Raw genomic sequence first — 18,377 nt, forward strand, 5'->3', positions numbered from 1 at the left:
TCACATACCGCGACCCGTCACACACCGCGAACGCGCCAGCAACCGCAGACCAGGGAGGACCCGATGAGTCACCCGACCCGCCGTCACCTCATCTCCATCGACGATCTCAGCACCGAGGAGCTGGACCGTATCGTCCGGCGCGGTGTCCAGTACGCGGCCGGGGAGCTGGAGGACGCGCGCCCGCTGCACGACGCCGTCGTCGGCGTCCTGTTCCGCAAGACCTCCACCCGTACCCGTACCGCCTTCTCGGCGGGCACACTGCGGCTCGGCGGGCGGCTGATCACCTATGGCCCCGGCGACCTCCAGGAGAACACCGGCGAGAGCGTCGAGGACACCGCCGCCGTGCTGTCCAGGATGATCGACGTACTGGTCGCCCGTACCGCCGGGAGCGAGGCCGAGCTCCGCGCCTACGCCGACCAGCGGCGGATGGCCGTCGTGAACGCGATGAGCGCCGACGAGCACCCCACCCAGGCACTCACCGATCTCACCACCCTCCTGGGCACGTTCGGCCGCGTCGAGGGCCTGCGGGTGCTCTACATCGGGGAGGGCAACAACACGGCGTCCGCGCTCACCCTGGCGCTCTCCCGCTACCGGGACACCGAGCTGTATCTGCGGACACCGCCCGGATACGGGGTGGCCGGGCGCTATCTCGAACGCGCCGCCGTCAACGCCAAGACCAGCGGCGCCCGGGTCGAGCAGCGGCACGACATGGACGGGCTGCCGCCCGCCGATGTCGTCTACACCACCCGCTGGCAGACCACCGGCACCGCCAAGCCCGACCCCGACTGGCGGCGCCTGTTCGCTCCCTTCCAGGTCGGCCCGGCCGTGATGGCCACCAGCCCCGACGCGCTGTTCATGCACGACCTGCCCGCCCACCGGGGCGAGGAGGTCACCGCGGAGGTCCTCGACGGACCCGCGAGCATCGCGTTCCGGCAGGCCGAGAACAAGTACCACAGCGCCCGCGCGGTGCTGGAGTGGTGCACGGCCGGCATTCCGGCCGGCTGATCCACCACCGCGTTCCGCGTCCGCCGTCCCGGATCGCCCGGCGCGATCCGACACACCACCGGTCACCGAGTCACCGGTGCGCTCTCCGACGTTCTTACCTGGGAGGTAGTCCAGCCATGTCTGAAACCGTACTTCTGCCCGCCGGCGGGTGGCGGCTGTGGACGCATTTCTCGCTCCGCGGTCCGGGTTTTCCGGTGTCGGGGGTGTTGCGTCTGGCGCCGGTTGGGTTGGGTGTGGCGGCGGACAAGTTTGGTGTGGGGGAGGTGTTGTCGGGTGTGGAGTGGGAGGGTTTTGAGGAGTTGTTCGGGGTTGCCGCGGTGGGTACTGCTGGGGTGTTGCAGGGGATTGCGGGTTCGGGGCGGTTTCGTGCGGCGGTGGCGTGGCAGAACCGGGCGGTGTTGGGTTCGGGTGTGAAGCCGTTTCTGTCGTGGGTTCCTTCGGTGGCGGGGCGGTCGAGTATGCCGCGTCAGCGTGAGGAGTTGGTGGCGCATTATTGGCAGCGTTTCTGTGTGAAGAATGACACGATCGGGTTTTTCGGTCCGGTGGGCTGGGGCCGGGTGGATGTGTCGTCGCGTGGTGTGGGTGTGGATCCTGGTGTGGGGTTGGTGTCGGGGTCGGAGGTGTATTTTTCGAGTTGGTCGGTGGATGCGCTGGCTCGGGTGATCGGTGGGGTCGCGGGGGTTCGTGAGTGGGTGGCTCCGCGTCGTGTGCCGTTCGTGGGTGTGGTGGACGGTGCGGTGCGGGTGCCGGGGCGTCCGGCGCGTACGGTCTCCGAGCGGGAGCTCCGCGTCCTCGAACTCTGCGACGGGGTGAGGCTGTTCACCGATATCGTCGACGAGGTCTCCCGGGCCGAGGGCCGCGAGGTGCCGCCCGCCGAGATCACCGAGACCCTGGAGTGGCTCGTCTCCCAGCGCTGGGTCGCCTGGAAACTGGACGTCCCCGCGGGCACCTTCCCGGAACGCGCCCTGCGCTCCTTCGTGGAGACGATCGGCGACGCGGAACTGCGTGAACCGGCCCTCGCCAAGCTGGACGTACTGGAGCGCGGCCGTGACCGGGTCCGTGCCGCCGGCTTCGACGCCGACGAACTGTGCGAGGCGCTCGCCGCGCTCGAAGCCGACTTCGCCGAACTGACCGAGACCTCCGCCCAGCGGGAGAAGGGCGCCCGTACGGCGCCCAACCGCGCGCTGGTCTACTCCGACAGCCGCAGATCGGCCACCGCCACGGTGGGCACCGCCGTACTGGAGCAGCTCACCCCCCTGGAGCTGTGCCTCACCGGAGCCCGCTGGATGACCAACCGGTTCGCCGAGACCGTCGGCGGACGTATCAAGGAGGCGTACGCCCGTCTCCGCGCCGGACAGGACCGCGTCGACCTCGGCTCGCTCTGGTTCGAGTGCCTGCCCGCCCCGCACAGCGAGTCGATCGCGGACATCGACCGTATCCAGGCCGAACTGCGTGAGCGCTGGGCCAGGATCATCAACGCCCCGGCCGGGGCCCGGCGGGTCCGGCTCTCCTCCGCCGATATCGCCGACCAGGTCCAGGAGGCCTTCGGCGAACCCGGACGCGGCTGGTCCCTGGCCCGCTACATCAGCCCCGATGTGATGATCATCGCCGATGATCTCGACGCGGTGGAGCGCGGTGAGTTCGAGCTCGTCCTCGGTGAGCTGCACGTGGCCATGAACACCCTGGGCGCCTCGCTCTTCGTCCATCAGCACCCGGACATCCAGGAGCTGATCGACGAGACCACGACCGACTTCCCCGGGCCCCGGCTGATGCCCATGCTGCCCAAGGAACTTCCGCTGAAGTGGTCCACCCGCAGCCGGCCCTCCCTGGACCGCCCGCAGGACTACTACGTGGCCATCGTGGACCAGACCGCGGACCCCAGCCGGCCGCGCACGGTCCGCTGCGGCGACGTACTGGTGGAGGAGCGGGACGGACAGCTCAAGGCGGTGCTCCCCGACGGCTCCGTCTTCGATCTGCTCGATGTGTTCAGCCACGCCATGACCAACCGGGTGATGGACCGCTTCACCCTGCGGCCCGACACCGACCGCTCGCCGCGCATCACCATCGACTCGACCGTCGTGGCCCGTGAGACCTGGAAGTTCGTCGCCTCGGAGATGGAGTTCGCGGGGGAGAAGAACGAGGCGCGTCGGTTCGTGCGGGCGCGTCAGTGGCGGTCGGCGCAGGAGTTGCCGCGGTGGGTGTTCGTGGTGTCTCCTACGGAGCCGCGGCCGTTCTTCGTGGACTTCGACAGTCCGGTGTATGTGAACATCTTCGCGAAGGCGGCGCGCAGGCTGGCGCGGAAGGATCCCGCCGCGCGGATGACGGTCTCGGAGATGCTCCCGACGCCGGAGCAGGCCTGGCTGACCGACGACGAGGGCAACAAGTACACCTCCGAACTCCGCTTCGTCGCCGTCGACCGCACCACGGAGACAGGAGAGGAAGGATGACCGGCGCACACCGCTCGGACGGGGTGCGCCGCCCGGACGGCGGGGGGCTTCCGGCGGTCGGAGCGGCGCGTACCCCGGTGGACGACATCCTCGCCCATGCCACGCGCGATCCGGGCGCCATCGCCGTCGTCACCCCGGACAGCGAGCTCTCGTACGGGGAACTCGCGGCCAGGATCGACCGGCTGGCCCGGATTCTCACCGCCCGGGGAGTGGGCCCCGAGGAGGTGTGCGCCGTCGCCGTCGAGCGCGGTGCCGACGCCGTTGTCGCGATGGCCGCGGTGCTGCGGGCCGGCGGCGCGTTCCTCACGCTCGATGTCGAACTGCCGGTGCCTCGGCTGGTGTCCATGGCCGAGAGCGGCCAGGCCCGGTTCCTGCTCACCACCACCGCTCTCGCCGAGCGGCTCGCCCTGCCCGTCACCGGACCCACCCTGCTGCTCGACCGGCTCCCGGCCCCGGGCGGCCCGGCCCCCGCCGCGCCGCCGTACACCGCCGCGCCGCGCTCGCTCGCGTACATCAGCCACACCTCCGGATCCACCGGAGCGCCCCACGCGGTCATGATCGAACGCGCCGGGCTCGACGCGTATCTGCGCTTCGTGGTCAGGGACTACGGACTCGGCCCGCACACCGTGGCCGTCCAGCTCGCCCCGCTCGGCTACGACGCCTCCATCCGGGACATCTTCGCGCCGCTCGTCGCGGGCGGCCGTCTCGTCCTGGTCGAGCGCGCCCGGCTGCTGCGCGCCGACACCTTCGCGGCCATCCTCCAGGAGTACGGCGCGGACACCGTACTGAGCACCACCCCCTCGCTGCTCACCTTCCTGGCACAGGGACCCGACGCGGCCGAACGGCTGGGCGGGGTGCGCACGGTGGTCTCCAGCGGGGAATCGCTGCGGCCCTTCCTCGCCGCCGGCGGGCGCGCGCTCGTCGGCGGACTGCTGGTGAACCAGTACGGCCCCACCGAATGCACGATGACCTCCACCCGGTACAAGGTGCCCGCCGTACCCGACACCTCCGCCGATGTCATCGGCACCCCCATCGACGGGGTCACCGTCCAGGTGCTCGACGACGAGCTGCGCGCCGTGCCCGACGGGGCGGTGGGGGAGCTGTACATCGGCGGCGACGGGGTCGCGCGGGGCTATCGAGGACTCGCCGCCCTGACGGCCGGGCGCTTCCTCCCCGATCCCTCGGGGCCGCCCGGCGCCCGTATGTACCGCACCGGTGATCTGACCCGCCGGCTGCCCGGCGGCGAGCTGGAGTATCTCGGCCGCTCGGACCGCCAGATCAAGATCCGCGGCTATCGGGTGGACCCGGCGGAGATCGAGGGCGCGCTGCTCACCCACCCCCACATCACCGGCGCGGTGGTCACCGCCGAGACGGACGGCCAGGGGCGGACCTGGCTGTACGCGCATGTCACCGGGCTGTCCGCCGGGACCGGCGACGCGTCCGTACGCGCCCATCTCGCCGCCACCCTGCCGCCCCATATGCTGCCGAGGCGGTTCACCCGTATCGACCGGCTGCCGGTGACCCGCAGTGGCAAGACCGACCGTGGCACACTCGGCCGGCCGGCCGTCCCGACGGCGGAGCGTGTGTCATGACGGCCGCGGGCACCCGGCTGGGCCACGCGGGCACCCGGCCGGGTCACACCGGCGTCCGACGCGGCCCCGCCGGTGTCCGGCTCGGTCACACCGACGTCCTCGCCGCCGCCGAGCGGATCGCCCCGTACATACGGCGGACGCCGCTGCTGACGGCGGACTCACTGCCCGCCGTCCTGCTCAAGGCCGAACACCTCCAGCACAGCGGCTCGTTCAAGCTACGGGGAGCGGCGAACGCGCTGCTGGCCCTGGGCGCCCATGACATCGTCACCGGTTCCTCGGGCAACCACGGGCTCGCGGTGGCCGCCCTCGCCGGACCGCTCGGTGTCCGGGTGACCGTCGTCATGGCGGCCGGAGCGAGCGAGGCGAAGGCACAGGCCGTCGCGGCCCTCGGCGCCCGGGTGATCCGGAGCGGCGGCGGAGTCGCCGAACGCGACCGGTACGCACGGGACTTCGCGGAGCGTACGGGCGCGGTCCTGGTGCCCTCGTCGGACCATGAACTCGTGGCGGCCGGACAGGGCACCGTCGGTCTGGAGATATTCGAGGACGCCCCCGGCGCCGGCACCGTCTTCGTCCCGACCGGCGGCGGCGGTCTGCTCGGAGGAGTGTGTCTCGCCGCGGAGGGACTGACACGGCCGGTACGGATCGTCGGGGTGGAGCCCATGGGTACCCGGCGCTACGCGCGCGCCCTGGCGGCGGGGCATCCGGTCGAACTGCCGCCCAGCGACTCCGTCGCCGACGGACTGCGCGGCCAGCGCGCGGGCGAGGTGCTCTTCCCCGTGATCAGACAGCGCGTGGACGAACTGGTCGGGGTCACCGACGAGGCGATCGTCCACGCGACGGGTCTGCTCCACGCGGCCGGTGTCCCGGCGGAGCCCAGCGGCGCCGTCGCCCTGGCCGGAGCGCTGCACCGCGGTTTCGACGGCACGGCCGCGGTGATCGTGTCCGGCGGAAACGGTCCGGCGGCCCTGGCCGCCCGGACGTCCGCCCTCTGATCACTTTCGACAGCGTCAACGACACCACTGACATCACTCAAATTACCGACACCACCGACATCACTGAAGGAGAACAACATGACCACGGCGGAACAGCACACGGTCGACGCGTCCCAGCTCCCCGAACTCATCGCGGGCTTCTACCGGGAGACCCTCGGCGACGCGACCCTCGACACCATGAGCGACTTCTTCGAGACGGGCGGGGACTCCCTGGCCGCCTTCCAGATCATCGCCCGGCTCCAGGACACCCTCCACACCGAGCTGCCCGTGGCGCTCATCTTCACCTATCCCTCGCCGGCCGAACTCGCCGAGGTCCTTGCCGAGGATCTCGCGGACCGCGCCGCCGAACAGGTGTAGGGGGAGATCCGGATGACCGAGGAATCCGTTTCCCTGAGCGAGCGATGGCGCCTCTGGGACCAAGTGGGCCTGCGTGGTCCGGGTTTTCCGGTGTCGGGGGTGTTGCGTCTGGCGCCGGTTGGGTTGGGTGTGGCGGCGGACAAGTTTGGTGTGGGGGAGGTGTTGTCGGGTGTGGAGTGGGAGGGTTTTGAGGAGTTGTTCGGGGTTGCCGCGGTGGGTACTGCTGGGGTGTTGCAGGGGATTGCGGGTTCGGGGCGGTTTCGTGCGGCGGTGGCGTGGCAGAACCGGGCGGTGTTGGGTTCGGGTGTGAAGCCGTTTCTGTCGTGGGTTCCTTCGGTGGCGGGGCGGTCGAGTATGCCGCGTCAGCGTGAGGAGTTGGTGGCGCATTATTGGCAGCGTTTCTGTGTGAAGAATGACACGATCGGGTTTTTCGGTCCGGTGGGCTGGGGCCGGGTGGATGTGTCGTCGCGTGGTGTGAATGTTGATCCTGGTGTGGGGTTGGTGTCGGGGTCGGAGGTGTATTTTTCGAGTTGGTCGGTGGATGCGCTGGCCCGGGTGATCGGTGGGGTCGCGGGGGTTCGTGAGTGGGTGGCTCCGCGTCGTGTGCCGTTCGTGGGTGTGGTGGACGGTGCGGTGCGGGTGCCGGGGCGTCCGGTGCGTACGGTCTCGGAACGGGAGCTCCGCGTCCTCGAACTCTGCGACGGGGTACGTTCCGCCCATGCCATCCAGCGGCTGCTGGGACCGGACACCGATGTGACCGAGGCGCTCGACACACTGGTGAGACTCCGCTGTGTCACCTGGCGGCTGGAGGTTCCCGCCGACACCCGCCCCGAACTGCGGCTGCGCGAGATCCTGGACCGGATCGGCGACCCCGCCGTACGTGAGCCGGCGCTCGCCAAGCTGGACGTACTGGAGCGCGGGCGCGACCGGGTGCGGGCGGCCGGGGACGACCCGGAGCGGCTGATCACCGCGCTCGCCGGACTTGAGGCGGATTTCGAGCGGCTCACGGAAGCCGCCGCCCAGCGGGAGAAGGGCGCCACCACCGCGCCCTGCCGGGCCCTCGTCTACTCCGACTGCGTGCGCTCCGCCCAGGCCCGGATCGGTGGCGACATCGTGACGGCGCTGGCCCCGCTGGATCTCTTCATGACCAGCGCCACCTGGCTGACCTCCCGGCTCGCCGAGCGTGTGATGCGGCGGGCCGGTGAGGTCTTCGACCGGCTCGCGGGCGAGGCCGGCGGGGGCCGCGGAGGCGGCGGGCCCGGAGCGGTGGATCTGGCGTCCTTCTGGTTCGCCTGTCTGCCGGTACTGCACGGAGAGGGCGCCGCCGACGCGGTCCGCCTCCAGGAGGAGTTCCGCCGGCGCTGGAGCGACATCCTGAGCCGGCACCTGCCGGAGGGCGTCCGCCGCGTCCGGGTCTCCGGCACGGAGATCGCCGGCCAGATCGAGGAGTCGTTCGGCGGTACGGGGACCGGCTGGACGGCGGCACGCTATCTCAGCCCGGACGTGATGGTCGCCGCGGCCGACACGGCCGCGCTGGAACGCGGTGAGTTCGAGCTCGTCCTCGGTGAACTCCATCTCGCCACCAACACCCTGGGCGCGTCGCTCTTCGTCCACCAGCATCCGGACCCCGGGGAACTGTTCGCCCGGACGAGCCGCGATCACCCGGATCCCCGGCTGATGCCGCTGCTGCCCAAGGAGCACAAGTCCAGGCTCTCCGCCCGGATCAGACACTCCCTGGTACGGCCCGAGGACTACCATGTCGCGCTCCTGGACCACACGGCCGACCCCGGCAGGCCGAACACCGTACTGAGCGCCGACGCCCGGGTCGAACGGCGGGCGGACCGACTGGTGGTGGTGCTGCCCGACGGGACGGTGTTCGACGCCGTCGACGTGTTCTCGCATGTGCTGACGACCCTGGTGATGGATCTCTTCCAGATCCTTCCGGAGAGCGACCGTTCGCCGAGGGTCACGGTCGACTCGCTCGTGGTGGCGCGGGAGACCTGGCGGTTCGTGGCGTCGGAGATGGAGTTCGCGGGGGAGAAGAACGAGGCGCGTCGGTTCGTTCGGGCGCGTCAGTGGCGGTCGGCGCAGGAGTTGCCGCGGTGGGTGTTCGTGGTGTCTCCTACGGAGCCGCGGCCGTTCTTCGTGGACTTCGACAGTCCGGTGTATGTGAACATCTTCGCGAAGGCGGCGCGCAGGCTGGCGCGAAAGGATCCCGCCGCGCGGATGACGGTCACCGAGATGCTGCCCAACCCGGAGCAGGCCTGGCTGACCGACGACGAAGGCAACACCTACACCTCGGAGCTCCGCTTCGTCGCGGTGACCGACTGACACGGACGTACGCGTACGCCCGCTTCTCGCCCGGGGCGGTCCTGACCACCAGGACCGCCCCGGGCTTTCGCATGGGCCCGCCCACCGACGGACACGGACACGGAGACAGAGACACGGACCCGGACCTCTCGTACGTACGACGGCACCAACGCCTCCGATTGCACCGCCCCCGCCGCCCTTGCCGGCAGCACACGGAAAAGCGGTGGGACACCGTCCTCCGGTGTCCCACCGCTCCTCGTCGGCCAGGCCGCCCGCGCCGTCAGCCCTCCGCGGCCCCGTCGCTCGACCCCGAGCCGGCGATCACCGCGTCCATGACCTCCGCGAGCCGCGACACATGCGGCGGCTTCATCACCCCGAAGTGATCACCCGGCACCCGATGGACCCGCACCCCCTCGGTGAGCAGCTCACGCCAGCGGCCCAGATAGTCCTCGAACGTCTGGCCGAACGCCACCTCGTGCTCGCCCTGGGCGAGTTCATCGCTGACGATGAGATGGAGCCGGCCGGGGAACGGGCGGTGTCGGTAGGCCAGATCCATCTCCATCACCTCCCGCCAGATCCGGGCGGCGCGCGGCCACGCCTCGCCGACCCCCTCGTCGGGCAGGGTGATACCGGTCTCCTCGTCGACATCGTCGACCAGGTGGTTCAGCAGATCCAGGATCTCCGCCCGGCGCTCCGGGGTGTCCGCGTCGGCGCCGCCCCGCGCCACCTCGTCGACCAGCCGTTCCAGCCGGCGGATCAGTGCCAGCTCCCGCCATCCCTCGGCCCGTTCGTGTGCGTCGAGACCCGGGTCGAGGAGCATGAAGGTGACCTCCTCGCCCGCGCCCACCAGCCTGCTCGCCATCTCCGAGGCGATACCGCTGCCGCCGCACCAGCTGAAGAGCACGTAGGGCCCGGCCGGCTGGAGGGCCCGCAGCTCCGTGAGATAGCGCTCGGCCATCTCCTCGGCGGTCGGCGGGCTCGCCGAGGTGTGCGGTCCCGGCCACTCGAACGCGGCCACCGGCCGCTCCGTCCGCAGATGCGGGGCCAGCCGCAGATACCAGTGGGCGCTGCCGCCGCCCGGGTGGACGAAGAACAGCGGACTGCCATTGCCCTTCTCACGGATCCACAGCATCGCCCGGGTCGCCTCCTCGCCCTCCGGGGCCGATGTGTTCCGGGCGGATTCGATGCTCGCCGCCAGACCCGCGACCGTACGGTGCTCGATGAACGACCTGAACCGCAGCTCCAGTCCGTGCCGGGCGCGCAGCGTCGCCACGATCCTCATCAGTGCCAGCGAATGACCGCCCAGCTCGAAGAAGTCGTCGTGGGCTCCGACGCGTTCGACGGTCAGCGCCTCGCTCCACGCGTCGGCGATGGCCTCCTCCAGCTCGCCCGAGGGAGCCACGTACGGCGCCATGAGCGCGGGCCGCGCACCGTCCGGCACGGGCAGCGCCGCACGGTCGGTCTTCCCCGCGGGGGTGAGCGGGAAGGCGTCGAGGACGAAGTAGTGCGTGGGCAGCAGCCCCTTCGGCACCCGGCCGCGGAGATGCTCGCGCAGTTCCGCGGGTTCGGCCGTACGCCCCTCCGCGGTCTCGGCGTACGCCACCAGCGTCGCGTCGGCCGTGCCCGCGCGGTGCACCGTGACCACCGCCGCGGCCACCGCCGGATGGCCGAGCAGCAGATTCTCGATCTCACCCGGCTCGGCGCGCAGTCCGCGCACCTTCACCTGGTGGTCCCGGCGGCCGTGGTACTGGAGTGTGCCGTCGGTGTTGCGCGACACCAGGTCCCCGGTGCGGTAGAGCCGGTCCCCGGGCCGGCCGCCGTACGGGTCGGGTACGAAGCGTTCCGCCGTGAGGTGCGGACGGTTGAGATATCCCCGGGCCAGCCCGGCGCCGCCCACGTACAGCTCGCCCTGGACCCCGTCCGCCACCGGGCGGAGGTCCGCGTCGAGGACGTACACCTGGAAGTTCCCGATGGGCCGCCCCATCGACGGCGGGCCGCTCACCCGGGCGGGGCCGCTTCCCCGGGGAGGCACGGGCGCGAGGGTGGCGCATACGGACGTCTCCGTCGGTCCGTAGGCGTTGATGAAGGTCACCCGGTCCGACCAGCGCGCCGCCTGTTCCGCGGAGCAGGCCTCACCGGCCGACACCAGCACCCTGAGATGCGGGAAGTCGCTGGGTGCCAGCCGGTCGAGCAGCGAAGGCGGCAGTGTCATATGGGTGACGAGACCGGCTTGCTGCCGCAGATCGCCCGGGTCCGTGTCCGGTGGTGGCAGCACCAGTTCGGCCCCGTTGGTGAGCGCCATGATCACCTCCCAGACGAAGGCGTCGAAGCTCGGCGAGGCGAACTGGAGCACCCGGTCGCCCTCGCGCACATCGAGGTGCTCACGCTGTGCGTACCGCAGATTGAGCGGTCCCCGGTGCGGCACCCCGACACCCTTGGGCAGCCCGGTGGATCCGGAGGTGTAGATCACATAGGCGAGACTGTCGAGCGAGGCCCGGCCCCCCGGATCCGGCGCCGCGACCTCCCCGCCGGGCAGGTCTTCGCCGGACGGACTTCCGCCGGACGGACTTCCGCCGGACGGACTTCCACCGGGCGGGTTCCCCTCGGGCAGGTCCTCGACGGTCTCCACCGCGCAGTTCACCCCGGACGGAAGCGCGGTACGCAGCGCGCGCGTGCTGAGCAGGACCGTGACCGCCGCGTCCGTCAGCATGTGCCGCAGACGCTCGGCCGGATACTCGGGGTCGAGCGGCAGGAACGCGCCCCCGGCCTTGAGCGTCGCCAGCAGAGCGACGATCAGATCCGGGGTACGGGGCAGATACAGCCCGACGATGGTGTCGGGCCCGACGCCCAGGGCGCGCAGCCGCCGCGCCAGCCGCTCGGCGCGCTCGTCCAGCGCGCGGTAGCCGACGGTCTCGTCCCCGTACCGCAGGGCGACCGAGTGCGGGGTCGACCTGGCCTGCGCCGCGGCCAGTTCATGCACCAGCAGATCGGCCGGCACCGGACGCGCCGTGTCGTTCCCGTCGTGCACGGTCCGGTCGTGGTCGGCGGGCGGCAGCGTCAGCCCGTACGCGTCACCGTCCGGGTCGGCGGCCATCGCCTCCAGTACATGACGGTAGACCCGGCCCAGCAGTTCCAGCTGGGCGCGTCCCACCAGGCTCGGCCGGCCGCCGAGACGCAGCACCCCGGGGAACGTCCAGACCTCCAGGGCGAGTTCGCTGGGACTGAAGTCGTCGACCATGCCGACCTCGTCGGACTCCCAGTCGAGGACATGGAAGTCCAGAAAGCCGAACGCCACATCGATGAGCGTCGGCGAGGTGCCCCACTCCCGCTGCATCGCCGGCATCGGATAGCGGCGGTGCGGCCACAGCGCCGCCTCGCCCGCGAAGACATCGCGGACCAGCTCACGCCAGGTCGGGGCCGACAGATCGGCGGCGAACGGCACCGTGTTGAGATACAGCCCGCGCACCTCGTCCCCGCGCGCCAGCTCCGGCCTGCCGTTGCAGACCAGCCCGGTGTGGAAGCGCCTGCGGCCGGTGACCACACCCAGCGCCCGCAGATGCGCGGCGTGCAGCACACTCTTCAGCGAGCCGCCGGCCGCCGCCGCGAGCCGCCGCAGACCCGGCAGCAGATCCCGGTACGGCACATCGATGATCGTGGCCTTCTCGTCCTGCTCCTGGCTACCCCAGGCCGGCGGGAGTTCGAACTTCTCGCTGCCGCCGATCCGTTCCGCCCAGAACGCGCGGTCCTCCTCCGAGGCGAGCGCGGCGCGCTCCAGCGCCACGAAGTCGGCGAACCGCACATTGGGCGGCGGTGGCAGATCCGGTGTCCGGCCCTGCCGTACCGTCCGGTACAGGGAGATCAGCTCGGCGACCACCGAGGTGTGACTCCAGCCGTCCAGAATGGCGTGCGCCTCGATATGGGTCAGCCACCACTCCTCGTCGGAGATCTGATGGACGTGGTAGCGCAGCAGCGGGGGGCGGCCGAGATCGAAGGCCTTGCGCCGCTCGCCCACCAGGAAGCCGTCCACCACGGCCCGCTGGTCCTCGGCCGGCTTCGACCTCAAGTCGTCGAAGCCGATGGGCAGTTCCGCCTCCCGGTGGACGAGCTGCATGGCCTCGGAGTAACCGGACAGATCGAACGAGGTCCGCAGGATCTCGTTGCGCGCGACCAGCGTCCGGGCCGCCTCGGTCAGCGCCGCGGGGTCGAACGGCAGCTCGTCGCGGACCTTGTAGCAGGAGACGTTCTGGTAGACGGCCCGGTCGGTCGCCGCCAGCATCTCGTAGACCATCCCGGCCTGGGTCTGCGCCATCGGGTACGCGTCGTCCAGGCCCTCCGGAAGCCGGGCCCGGTCCTCGTCCCCCACCAGCGCGAACCGCTCCACGAGCACATCGGCCGCCACCGGGCCCGCCGTACCGCCGTCCGGTCGCGGGCGCGAGCGCACCAGCTCCGCCAGTTCGGCCACCCGCTGACGGGTGAACATGTCGTGCACGGACACCTCGAAGCCCTGCTCACGCAGCCGGCCCACGGCCCGGATCGCGCGCAGCGAGTCACCGCCGAGCTGGAAGAAGCTGTCGTGCACACCCACCTTGTCGACGCCCAGGGCCGCGGCGAAGGCCTCGGCGAGTGTCCGCTCCAGCGCGTCGCGGGGCGCGGTGTACTCCCCGGCCAAGAGCGACCTGGTGTCGTCGGGCGCGGGCAGCGCCTTGCGGTCCACCTTGCCGCTGGTCGTCAGCGGCAGGGCGTCCAGCAGCATCCAGTGCGCCGGGCACATGTGCTCGGGCAGCTTTCCGCGCAACTCCTCCCGTACCGCTGCGACATCCGCGGTGACCGGGGTGAGATGGGCGACGAGCCGCTCGTCGTGCAGGGTGACCGCGACCGAGTCCACCCCCGCGCACTCGGTGAGCACGGCCTCGATCTCACCGAGCTCGACCCGCTGGCCGCGGATCTTGACCTGGTGGTCCAGCCGCCCGAGATACTCGATGGTGCCGTCGGTCCGGTACCGGGCGAGATCGCCGGTGCGGTACAGCCGCTCGCCGGGAGCGGTGGCGAACGGACTGGGTACGAAGCGTTCCGCCGTCAGCGCCGGCCGGCCGAGATAGCCACGGGCGAGCTGCACACCGCCGAGCAGCAGCTCCCCCGGCACACCGACGGGGACCGGCCGCAGCCCGTCGTCCACGATGTAGGTACGGGTGTTGGCGATGGGCCGTCCGATGGTGACGGGCAGACCGGGCGCACACCGCGCGGCGGTGACGTCCACCGCCGCCTCGGTCGGCCCGTACAGATTGTGCAGCTCGCAGCCGATCCTTTCGTGCACGGCCGTGACCAGGTCGGCGGGGAGCGCCTCGCCGCTGCAGATCATCCGCCGCAGGGTCGGCAGCGGCGGCAGCGGTCCGGCCAGGAACGCCCGCAGCATGGACGGTACGAAGTGCAGGGTCGTGACGCCCTCGGCGGCGATCACCCCGGCCAGATAGGCGGGATCGCGATGCCCGCCGGGCCGGGCCAGCACCAGGGTGGCGCCGGTCGTCAGCGGCCAGAAGAACTCCCACACCGACACGTCGAAGCCGTACGGGGTCTTCTGGAGCACCCGGTCCGCCCCGGTGAGCCCGTAGGCCTCCTGCATCCAGTGCAGCCGGTTGACGATCGCGCGGTGCTCGACCACCACGCCCTTGGGGCGGCCCGTCGACCCCGAGGTGTAGATGACATACGCGGGGTGTTCCGGCGCGGGGCCGGACCAGGAGCCGGTGCCGGCGGGCGCGGACGGCCCGGACCGGTCGGCGTCGATGTCCACGAACTGCCGGTCCCCGCCGGACACCAGCGCCGCCAGCCCGGCGTCCGTGACGACGACCGTCGCGGCCGAGTCGTCCAGCATGAAACCGAGGCGTTCGCGCGGGTATTCGGGATCCAGCGGAAGATACGCGCCCCCCGCCTTCATGACGGCGAGCAGCGCCACCATCAGACCGGTACCCCGGGGAAGACACACCCCGACCACGGACTCCGGGCCCACACCGCGCTCCCGCAGCTCCCCGGCGAGCCGGCCGGCCTCGGCGGCGAGCCGCGCGTACGACACGGCCGTGCCCTCGTACCGCAGCGCGGTCGCGTCCGGGGTCCGGGCGGCCTGCGCCTCGAACAGCGCGGGCAGTGTCCCCGACGGATACGGCCGGGCGGTGTCGTTCCACCCCTCCAGCAGCAGACCGCGCTCGGCCGGCGGGAGGATCTCCAACTCGTCGACCGGCAGCGCGGGTTCGGCCGTGGCGCTCTCCAGGAGCCGGGCGAAGTGCGCGGTGAACCGCTCGGCGGTCTCCCGGTCGAACAGCGCCGACGCGTAGTTCAGGGCCCCGGACAGGGACCCGTCCGGCAGCTGGGACACCCCCAGCGTCAGATCGAACTTGGCCGTGCTCTCACCGACCGGCAGCCGGCCGACCGTCAGCGGGCCCATGGTCCGTGGCCCGGCCGTCGAGGCCGACTCCTCCTGCCAGAGCAGCATCGCCGAGAACAGCGGGGTCCGCGACGGGTCGCGCTCCGGCGCCAGTTCGTCCACCAGCCGCTCGAACGGCACCTCCTGATGGGCGTACGCGTCGAGCGCGGCCTCCCGTACCCGGCGCAGCACCTCCGTGAAGGAGGGCGAGCCGGACAGATCGGTCCGCAGGACCAGGGTGTTGAGGAACAGCCCGGCCATGTCCTGCACCTCGGGCCGGTCGCGGCCGGCCACGGGTGTGCCCACGGCCACGTCCCGCTGTCCGCTCCAGCGGCCGAGCAGTACCGCGTACGCCGCGGTCAGCGCCATGAACGGGGTGGCGCCGTGATCGCGCGCCAGCGCCGTCAGCCGTCCGGCCACCTCCGCAGGGACCTTGAGCGGCACCTGCGCGCCCGCGACATCCCGTACGGCGGGCCGCGGCCGGTCCGTGGGCAGCTCCAGCGGCTCCAGCCCGGCCAGCCGCTCCCGCCAGTGGACGAGCTGCCTCTCCAGCAGCTCCCCGGAGAGCCGTTCGCGCTGCCAGACCGCGAAGTCGGCGTACTGCAAGGGGGCTTGCGGCTCCGCCGTCGGGCGGCCGGCCACGGCGTCGCCGTAGCGGGCCGCCACCTCGGCCACCAGCAGATCCTCGCTCCAGCCGTCCGAGGCGATGTGATGGAACGTCAGCAGCAGCGCGTGCTCGTCCTCGTCCAGCCGGACCAGCACCGCGGACAGGACGGGTCCGGTCGCCAGATCGACGGGGAGCCGTTCGGAGGTGACGAGGGCCGCCAGCCGGGCGTCCGCCCGCTCCCGGTCCACACCGCGCAGGTCCAGCTCGGTCAGCGGTACGGGACCCGGCTCGTCGATCAGCTGTACCGGCTCGTCGTCCACCACCGGATAGCGGGTGCGCAGCACCTCGTGCCGGGCGGCCGTCCCGTCCAGCGCGGTGCGCAGCGCGGCTGGGTCCAGCTCGCCCCGCAGCCGCAGGGCCGCGGTCATCAGATACTCCGTGCTGCCCGGCTGGAGCTGGTCCAGGATCCACAGCCGGCGCTGCGCGAAGGACAGCGGCAGCGGGCCGCCGCGCGGGGCCCGGCCGATCCCGTCGTTCCGCGGGGGCGCCGCCCTGCCGCGCAGGCGCTGCCGCAGCAGCTCCTGCCGCAGTGCCGTCCGGTCGCCGGTCTCTGTCTCGGTCATCGCACACTCCTCTGGGACAGCAGCCCCGCCACTTCGTCGTCCGACAGCCGGGCGATCTCGGCCTCGATGGCCTCGGACACCGCCTCGGCCAGCTCGGCCACCGTGGTGGCCTCGAACAGCCTGCGCAGCGGCAGGTCGACCGCGAACGCCTCTCTGATCCGCGCGAGAACCCGGGTGGCCAGCAGCGAGTGGCCGCCCAGCGCGAAGAAGTCGTCCAGGGCGCCGACCCGCGCCACATCGAGTACCTCGCACCAGATCGCGGCGACGGTCTCCTCCGCCGGGTCACGCGGGGCCACGTACTCCCGTCCGCCGTCCGTGCGGGCGAGCACCGGATCGGGCAGTGCCTTGCGGTCCACCTTCTTGCTGCTGGTCAGGGGCAGCGCCGGCAGTGTCACCCAGAGCGACGGGATCATGTACTCCGGCAGCAACTCCCCCAGATGGGTGCGGAGTTCGCCGATGGCGGGCACCGAACTGTCCGGCCGGGCCACCAGATACGCGGCCAGCCGCTTGTCGCCGGGCGCCACCTCCGCCGCCACGGCCACGGCCTCCTGGATCGCGGGATGGCGCGCCAGCGCCGCCTCGATCTCGCCCAGCTCGATCCGCAGTCCGCGGATCTTGACCTGGTGGTCGATCCGGCCCAGGAACTCGATCACGCCGTCGGGCCGGTGGCGTACGAGATCGCCGGTCCGGTACAGCCGCTGCCCCGGCTCGGTGCCCAGCGGATCGGGTACGAACCGGTCCGCGGTCAGCTCCGGCCTGCCGTGGTAGCCACGGGCCAGCCGTACACCGCCGAGGCACAGCTCACCCGGTACCCCGGCCGGGACCGGGCGCAGATCCGCGTCCAGCACATAGGCCCGGGTCCCGGACACCGGCCGTCCGATGGGCATCGCCGAAGCGCTCTGCTCCCCGGCGGGTCCCGGGCCGGACTCCGTGCCGGGTTCCGCGCCGACCCGGTGGAGCAGGCAGGTGACGGTCGCCTCGGTGGGCCCGTAGTTGCACAGGAAGCGACCGGGCAGCCCGGTCTCGGCCCAGCGCCGCGCGTCGGCCACCGTGACCACGTCACTGCCGACGTTCATCAGCTTCAGCCCGGTCAGCCGGTTCAGCGAGCCGGACTCCGCCATCGCCCGGTAGTAGGCCGGGGTGATCTCGACGATCGTCACACCGTGCTCGTCGAGCCGGGCGGGCAGCTCCGCGGGGGTCCAGAAGACCGGGTCACCCACCACGATCGTGGCGCCCGCCGTCAGGGTGGCCGCGATCTGGTCCATCGCCACGTCGAAGGTGAGCGCGGACAGCAGCACGACCCGTTCACCCGGTTCGATGCCGTACTCGTCCGCGATCACCCGGCAGTGGTGGGCGTAGGAGCGGTGCTCGATCATCACCCCCTTGGGGCGCCCGGTGGAGCCGGAGGTGTAGATGACATAGGCGAGATTGCCCGGTGCCACCGGCACGGGCACGTTCTCCGACGCCCCAGGATCCGCCGACGCCAGCGCATCCGCCGACATCAGCGCATCCGCCGACGCATCCGCCGAGGCCGACGCCCGGCGGTCCTTCGCCGGCTCCGGTCCGCCGGTCCCGTCCTCGCCGTCGACGGTGATCACGTGGTACGGACCCGTCCCGAGCCGCTCCGCGAACGCCCCGGTGGCGACCACCACCGTCGCCCCGACATCGCCCAGCATGAAGCGCAGCCGCTCCAGCGGGTGCAGCGGGTCGAACGGCGCGTACACCCCGCCGGCCTTGAGCACACCCAGCAGCACCACGACCGCCTCCGCGCCCCGCTCCAGGCAGGACGCGACGACCGTCTCGGGTCCGACGCCCAGGGCGCGCAGCCGGTGGGCGAACCGGTTCGCGCGGGCGTTCAGCTCCGCGTAGCCGATCTCCACACCCCCCGCCACCACCGCCACCGCGTCCGGTGTCCGCGCGGCCTGCCGCTCGAACAGCTCGGGCACGGTCAGCGCGTGCTCCGCGGCGGGGTCGAGCCGGGCGAGCCGGTCCCCCTCCGGATCCGGCCAGAGGTGCACCAGCGTCCTGT

At 71.8% G+C, this 18,377-nt stretch carries 8 protein-coding genes and 1 pseudogene; 6 read left to right on the forward strand and 3 right to left on the reverse strand.

What is annotated here, in order from left to right:
• Positions 1–63 precede the first annotated feature (63 nt).
• The 6 genes from OG214_RS35545 (at position 64) to OG214_RS35570 (ending at position 8,724) form a co-directional block, all read left to right on the forward strand.
• Positions 64–1,005: an ornithine carbamoyltransferase gene (locus OG214_RS35545; RefSeq protein ID WP_405987091.1), complete on the forward strand. Its 942-nt coding sequence runs from the start codon at positions 64–66 to the stop codon at positions 1,003–1,005.
• A gap of 332 nt (positions 1,006–1,337) precedes the next feature.
• Positions 1,338–3,452 carry a lantibiotic dehydratase gene (locus tag OG214_RS35550; RefSeq protein ID WP_405987092.1) on the forward strand — a complete coding sequence of 705 codons (2,115 nt, stop codon included), beginning with the start codon at positions 1,338–1,340 and terminating at the stop codon, positions 3,450–3,452.
• Positions 3,449–5,044, forward strand: coding sequence for an amino acid adenylation domain-containing protein (locus OG214_RS35555; RefSeq protein ID WP_405987093.1), 1,596 nt, complete (start codon positions 3,449–3,451; stop codon positions 5,042–5,044). Before OG214_RS35550 ends, OG214_RS35555 begins: the two co-directional genes overlap by 4 nt.
• On the forward strand, positions 5,041–6,036 hold the full coding sequence (locus OG214_RS35560) for a pyridoxal-phosphate dependent enzyme (protein ID WP_405987094.1): 996 nt from the start codon (positions 5,041–5,043) through the stop codon (positions 6,034–6,036). The genes OG214_RS35555 and OG214_RS35560 overlap by 4 nt, the downstream gene beginning before the upstream one ends.
• 78 nt (positions 6,037–6,114) lie before the next feature.
• Positions 6,115–6,393: a phosphopantetheine-binding protein gene (locus OG214_RS35565; RefSeq protein WP_363085653.1), complete on the forward strand. Its 279-nt coding sequence runs from the start codon at positions 6,115–6,117 to the stop codon at positions 6,391–6,393.
• A gap of 12 nt (positions 6,394–6,405) precedes the next feature.
• A complete protein-coding gene (locus OG214_RS35570; protein WP_405987095.1) occupies positions 6,406–8,724 on the forward strand; it encodes a lantibiotic dehydratase in 2,319 nt (772 codons plus the stop codon).
• Positions 8,725–8,983: 259 nt separating this feature from the next.
• On the opposite strand, the gene OG214_RS35575 is transcribed toward OG214_RS35570, so the two are convergent.
• The 3 genes and pseudogenes from OG214_RS35575 to OG214_RS35585 all read right to left on the reverse strand — a co-directional run.
• Positions 8,984–16,348, reverse strand: coding sequence for an amino acid adenylation domain-containing protein (locus OG214_RS35575; RefSeq protein ID WP_405987096.1), 7,365 nt, complete (start codon positions 16,346–16,348; stop codon positions 8,984–8,986).
• Positions 16,345–16,962, reverse strand: coding sequence for a phosphopantetheine-binding protein (locus OG214_RS35580; RefSeq protein WP_405987701.1), 618 nt, complete (start codon positions 16,960–16,962; stop codon positions 16,345–16,347). Before OG214_RS35580 ends, OG214_RS35575 begins: the two co-directional genes overlap by 4 nt.
• Positions 16,945–18,366 (reverse strand): annotated as a pseudogene (locus OG214_RS35585) (non-ribosomal peptide synthetase); the annotation flags it as partial. The pseudogene OG214_RS35585 and the gene OG214_RS35580, both read right to left, overlap by 18 nt.
• Between the last annotated feature and the right edge of the window lie 11 nt (positions 18,367–18,377).

The organism is Streptomyces sp. NBC_00872, from assembly GCF_045161915.1.
In the GTDB taxonomy this organism is placed as follows: Bacteria; Actinomycetota; Actinomycetes; order Streptomycetales; family Streptomycetaceae; genus Streptomyces.

Excerpts from the sequence above, each read along its gene's own strand:
- OG214_RS35545 (WP_405987091.1), top strand. The coding sequence starts at position 64 with ATGAGTCACCCGACCCGCCGTCACCTCATCTCCATCGACGATCTCAGC.
- OG214_RS35555 (WP_405987093.1), top strand. The coding sequence starts at position 3,449 with ATGACCGGCGCACACCGCTCGGACGGGGTGCGCCGCCCGGACGGCGGG.
- OG214_RS35560 (WP_405987094.1), top strand. The coding sequence starts at position 5,041 with ATGACGGCCGCGGGCACCCGGCTGGGCCACGCGGGCACCCGGCCGGGT.
- OG214_RS35565 (WP_363085653.1), top strand. The coding sequence starts at position 6,115 with ATGACCACGGCGGAACAGCACACGGTCGACGCGTCCCAGCTCCCCGAA.
- OG214_RS35570 (WP_405987095.1), top strand. The coding sequence starts at position 6,406 with ATGACCGAGGAATCCGTTTCCCTGAGCGAGCGATGGCGCCTCTGGGAC.
- OG214_RS35575 (WP_405987096.1), bottom strand. The coding sequence starts at position 16,348 with ATGACCGAGACAGAGACCGGCGACCGGACGGCACTGCGGCAGGAGCTG.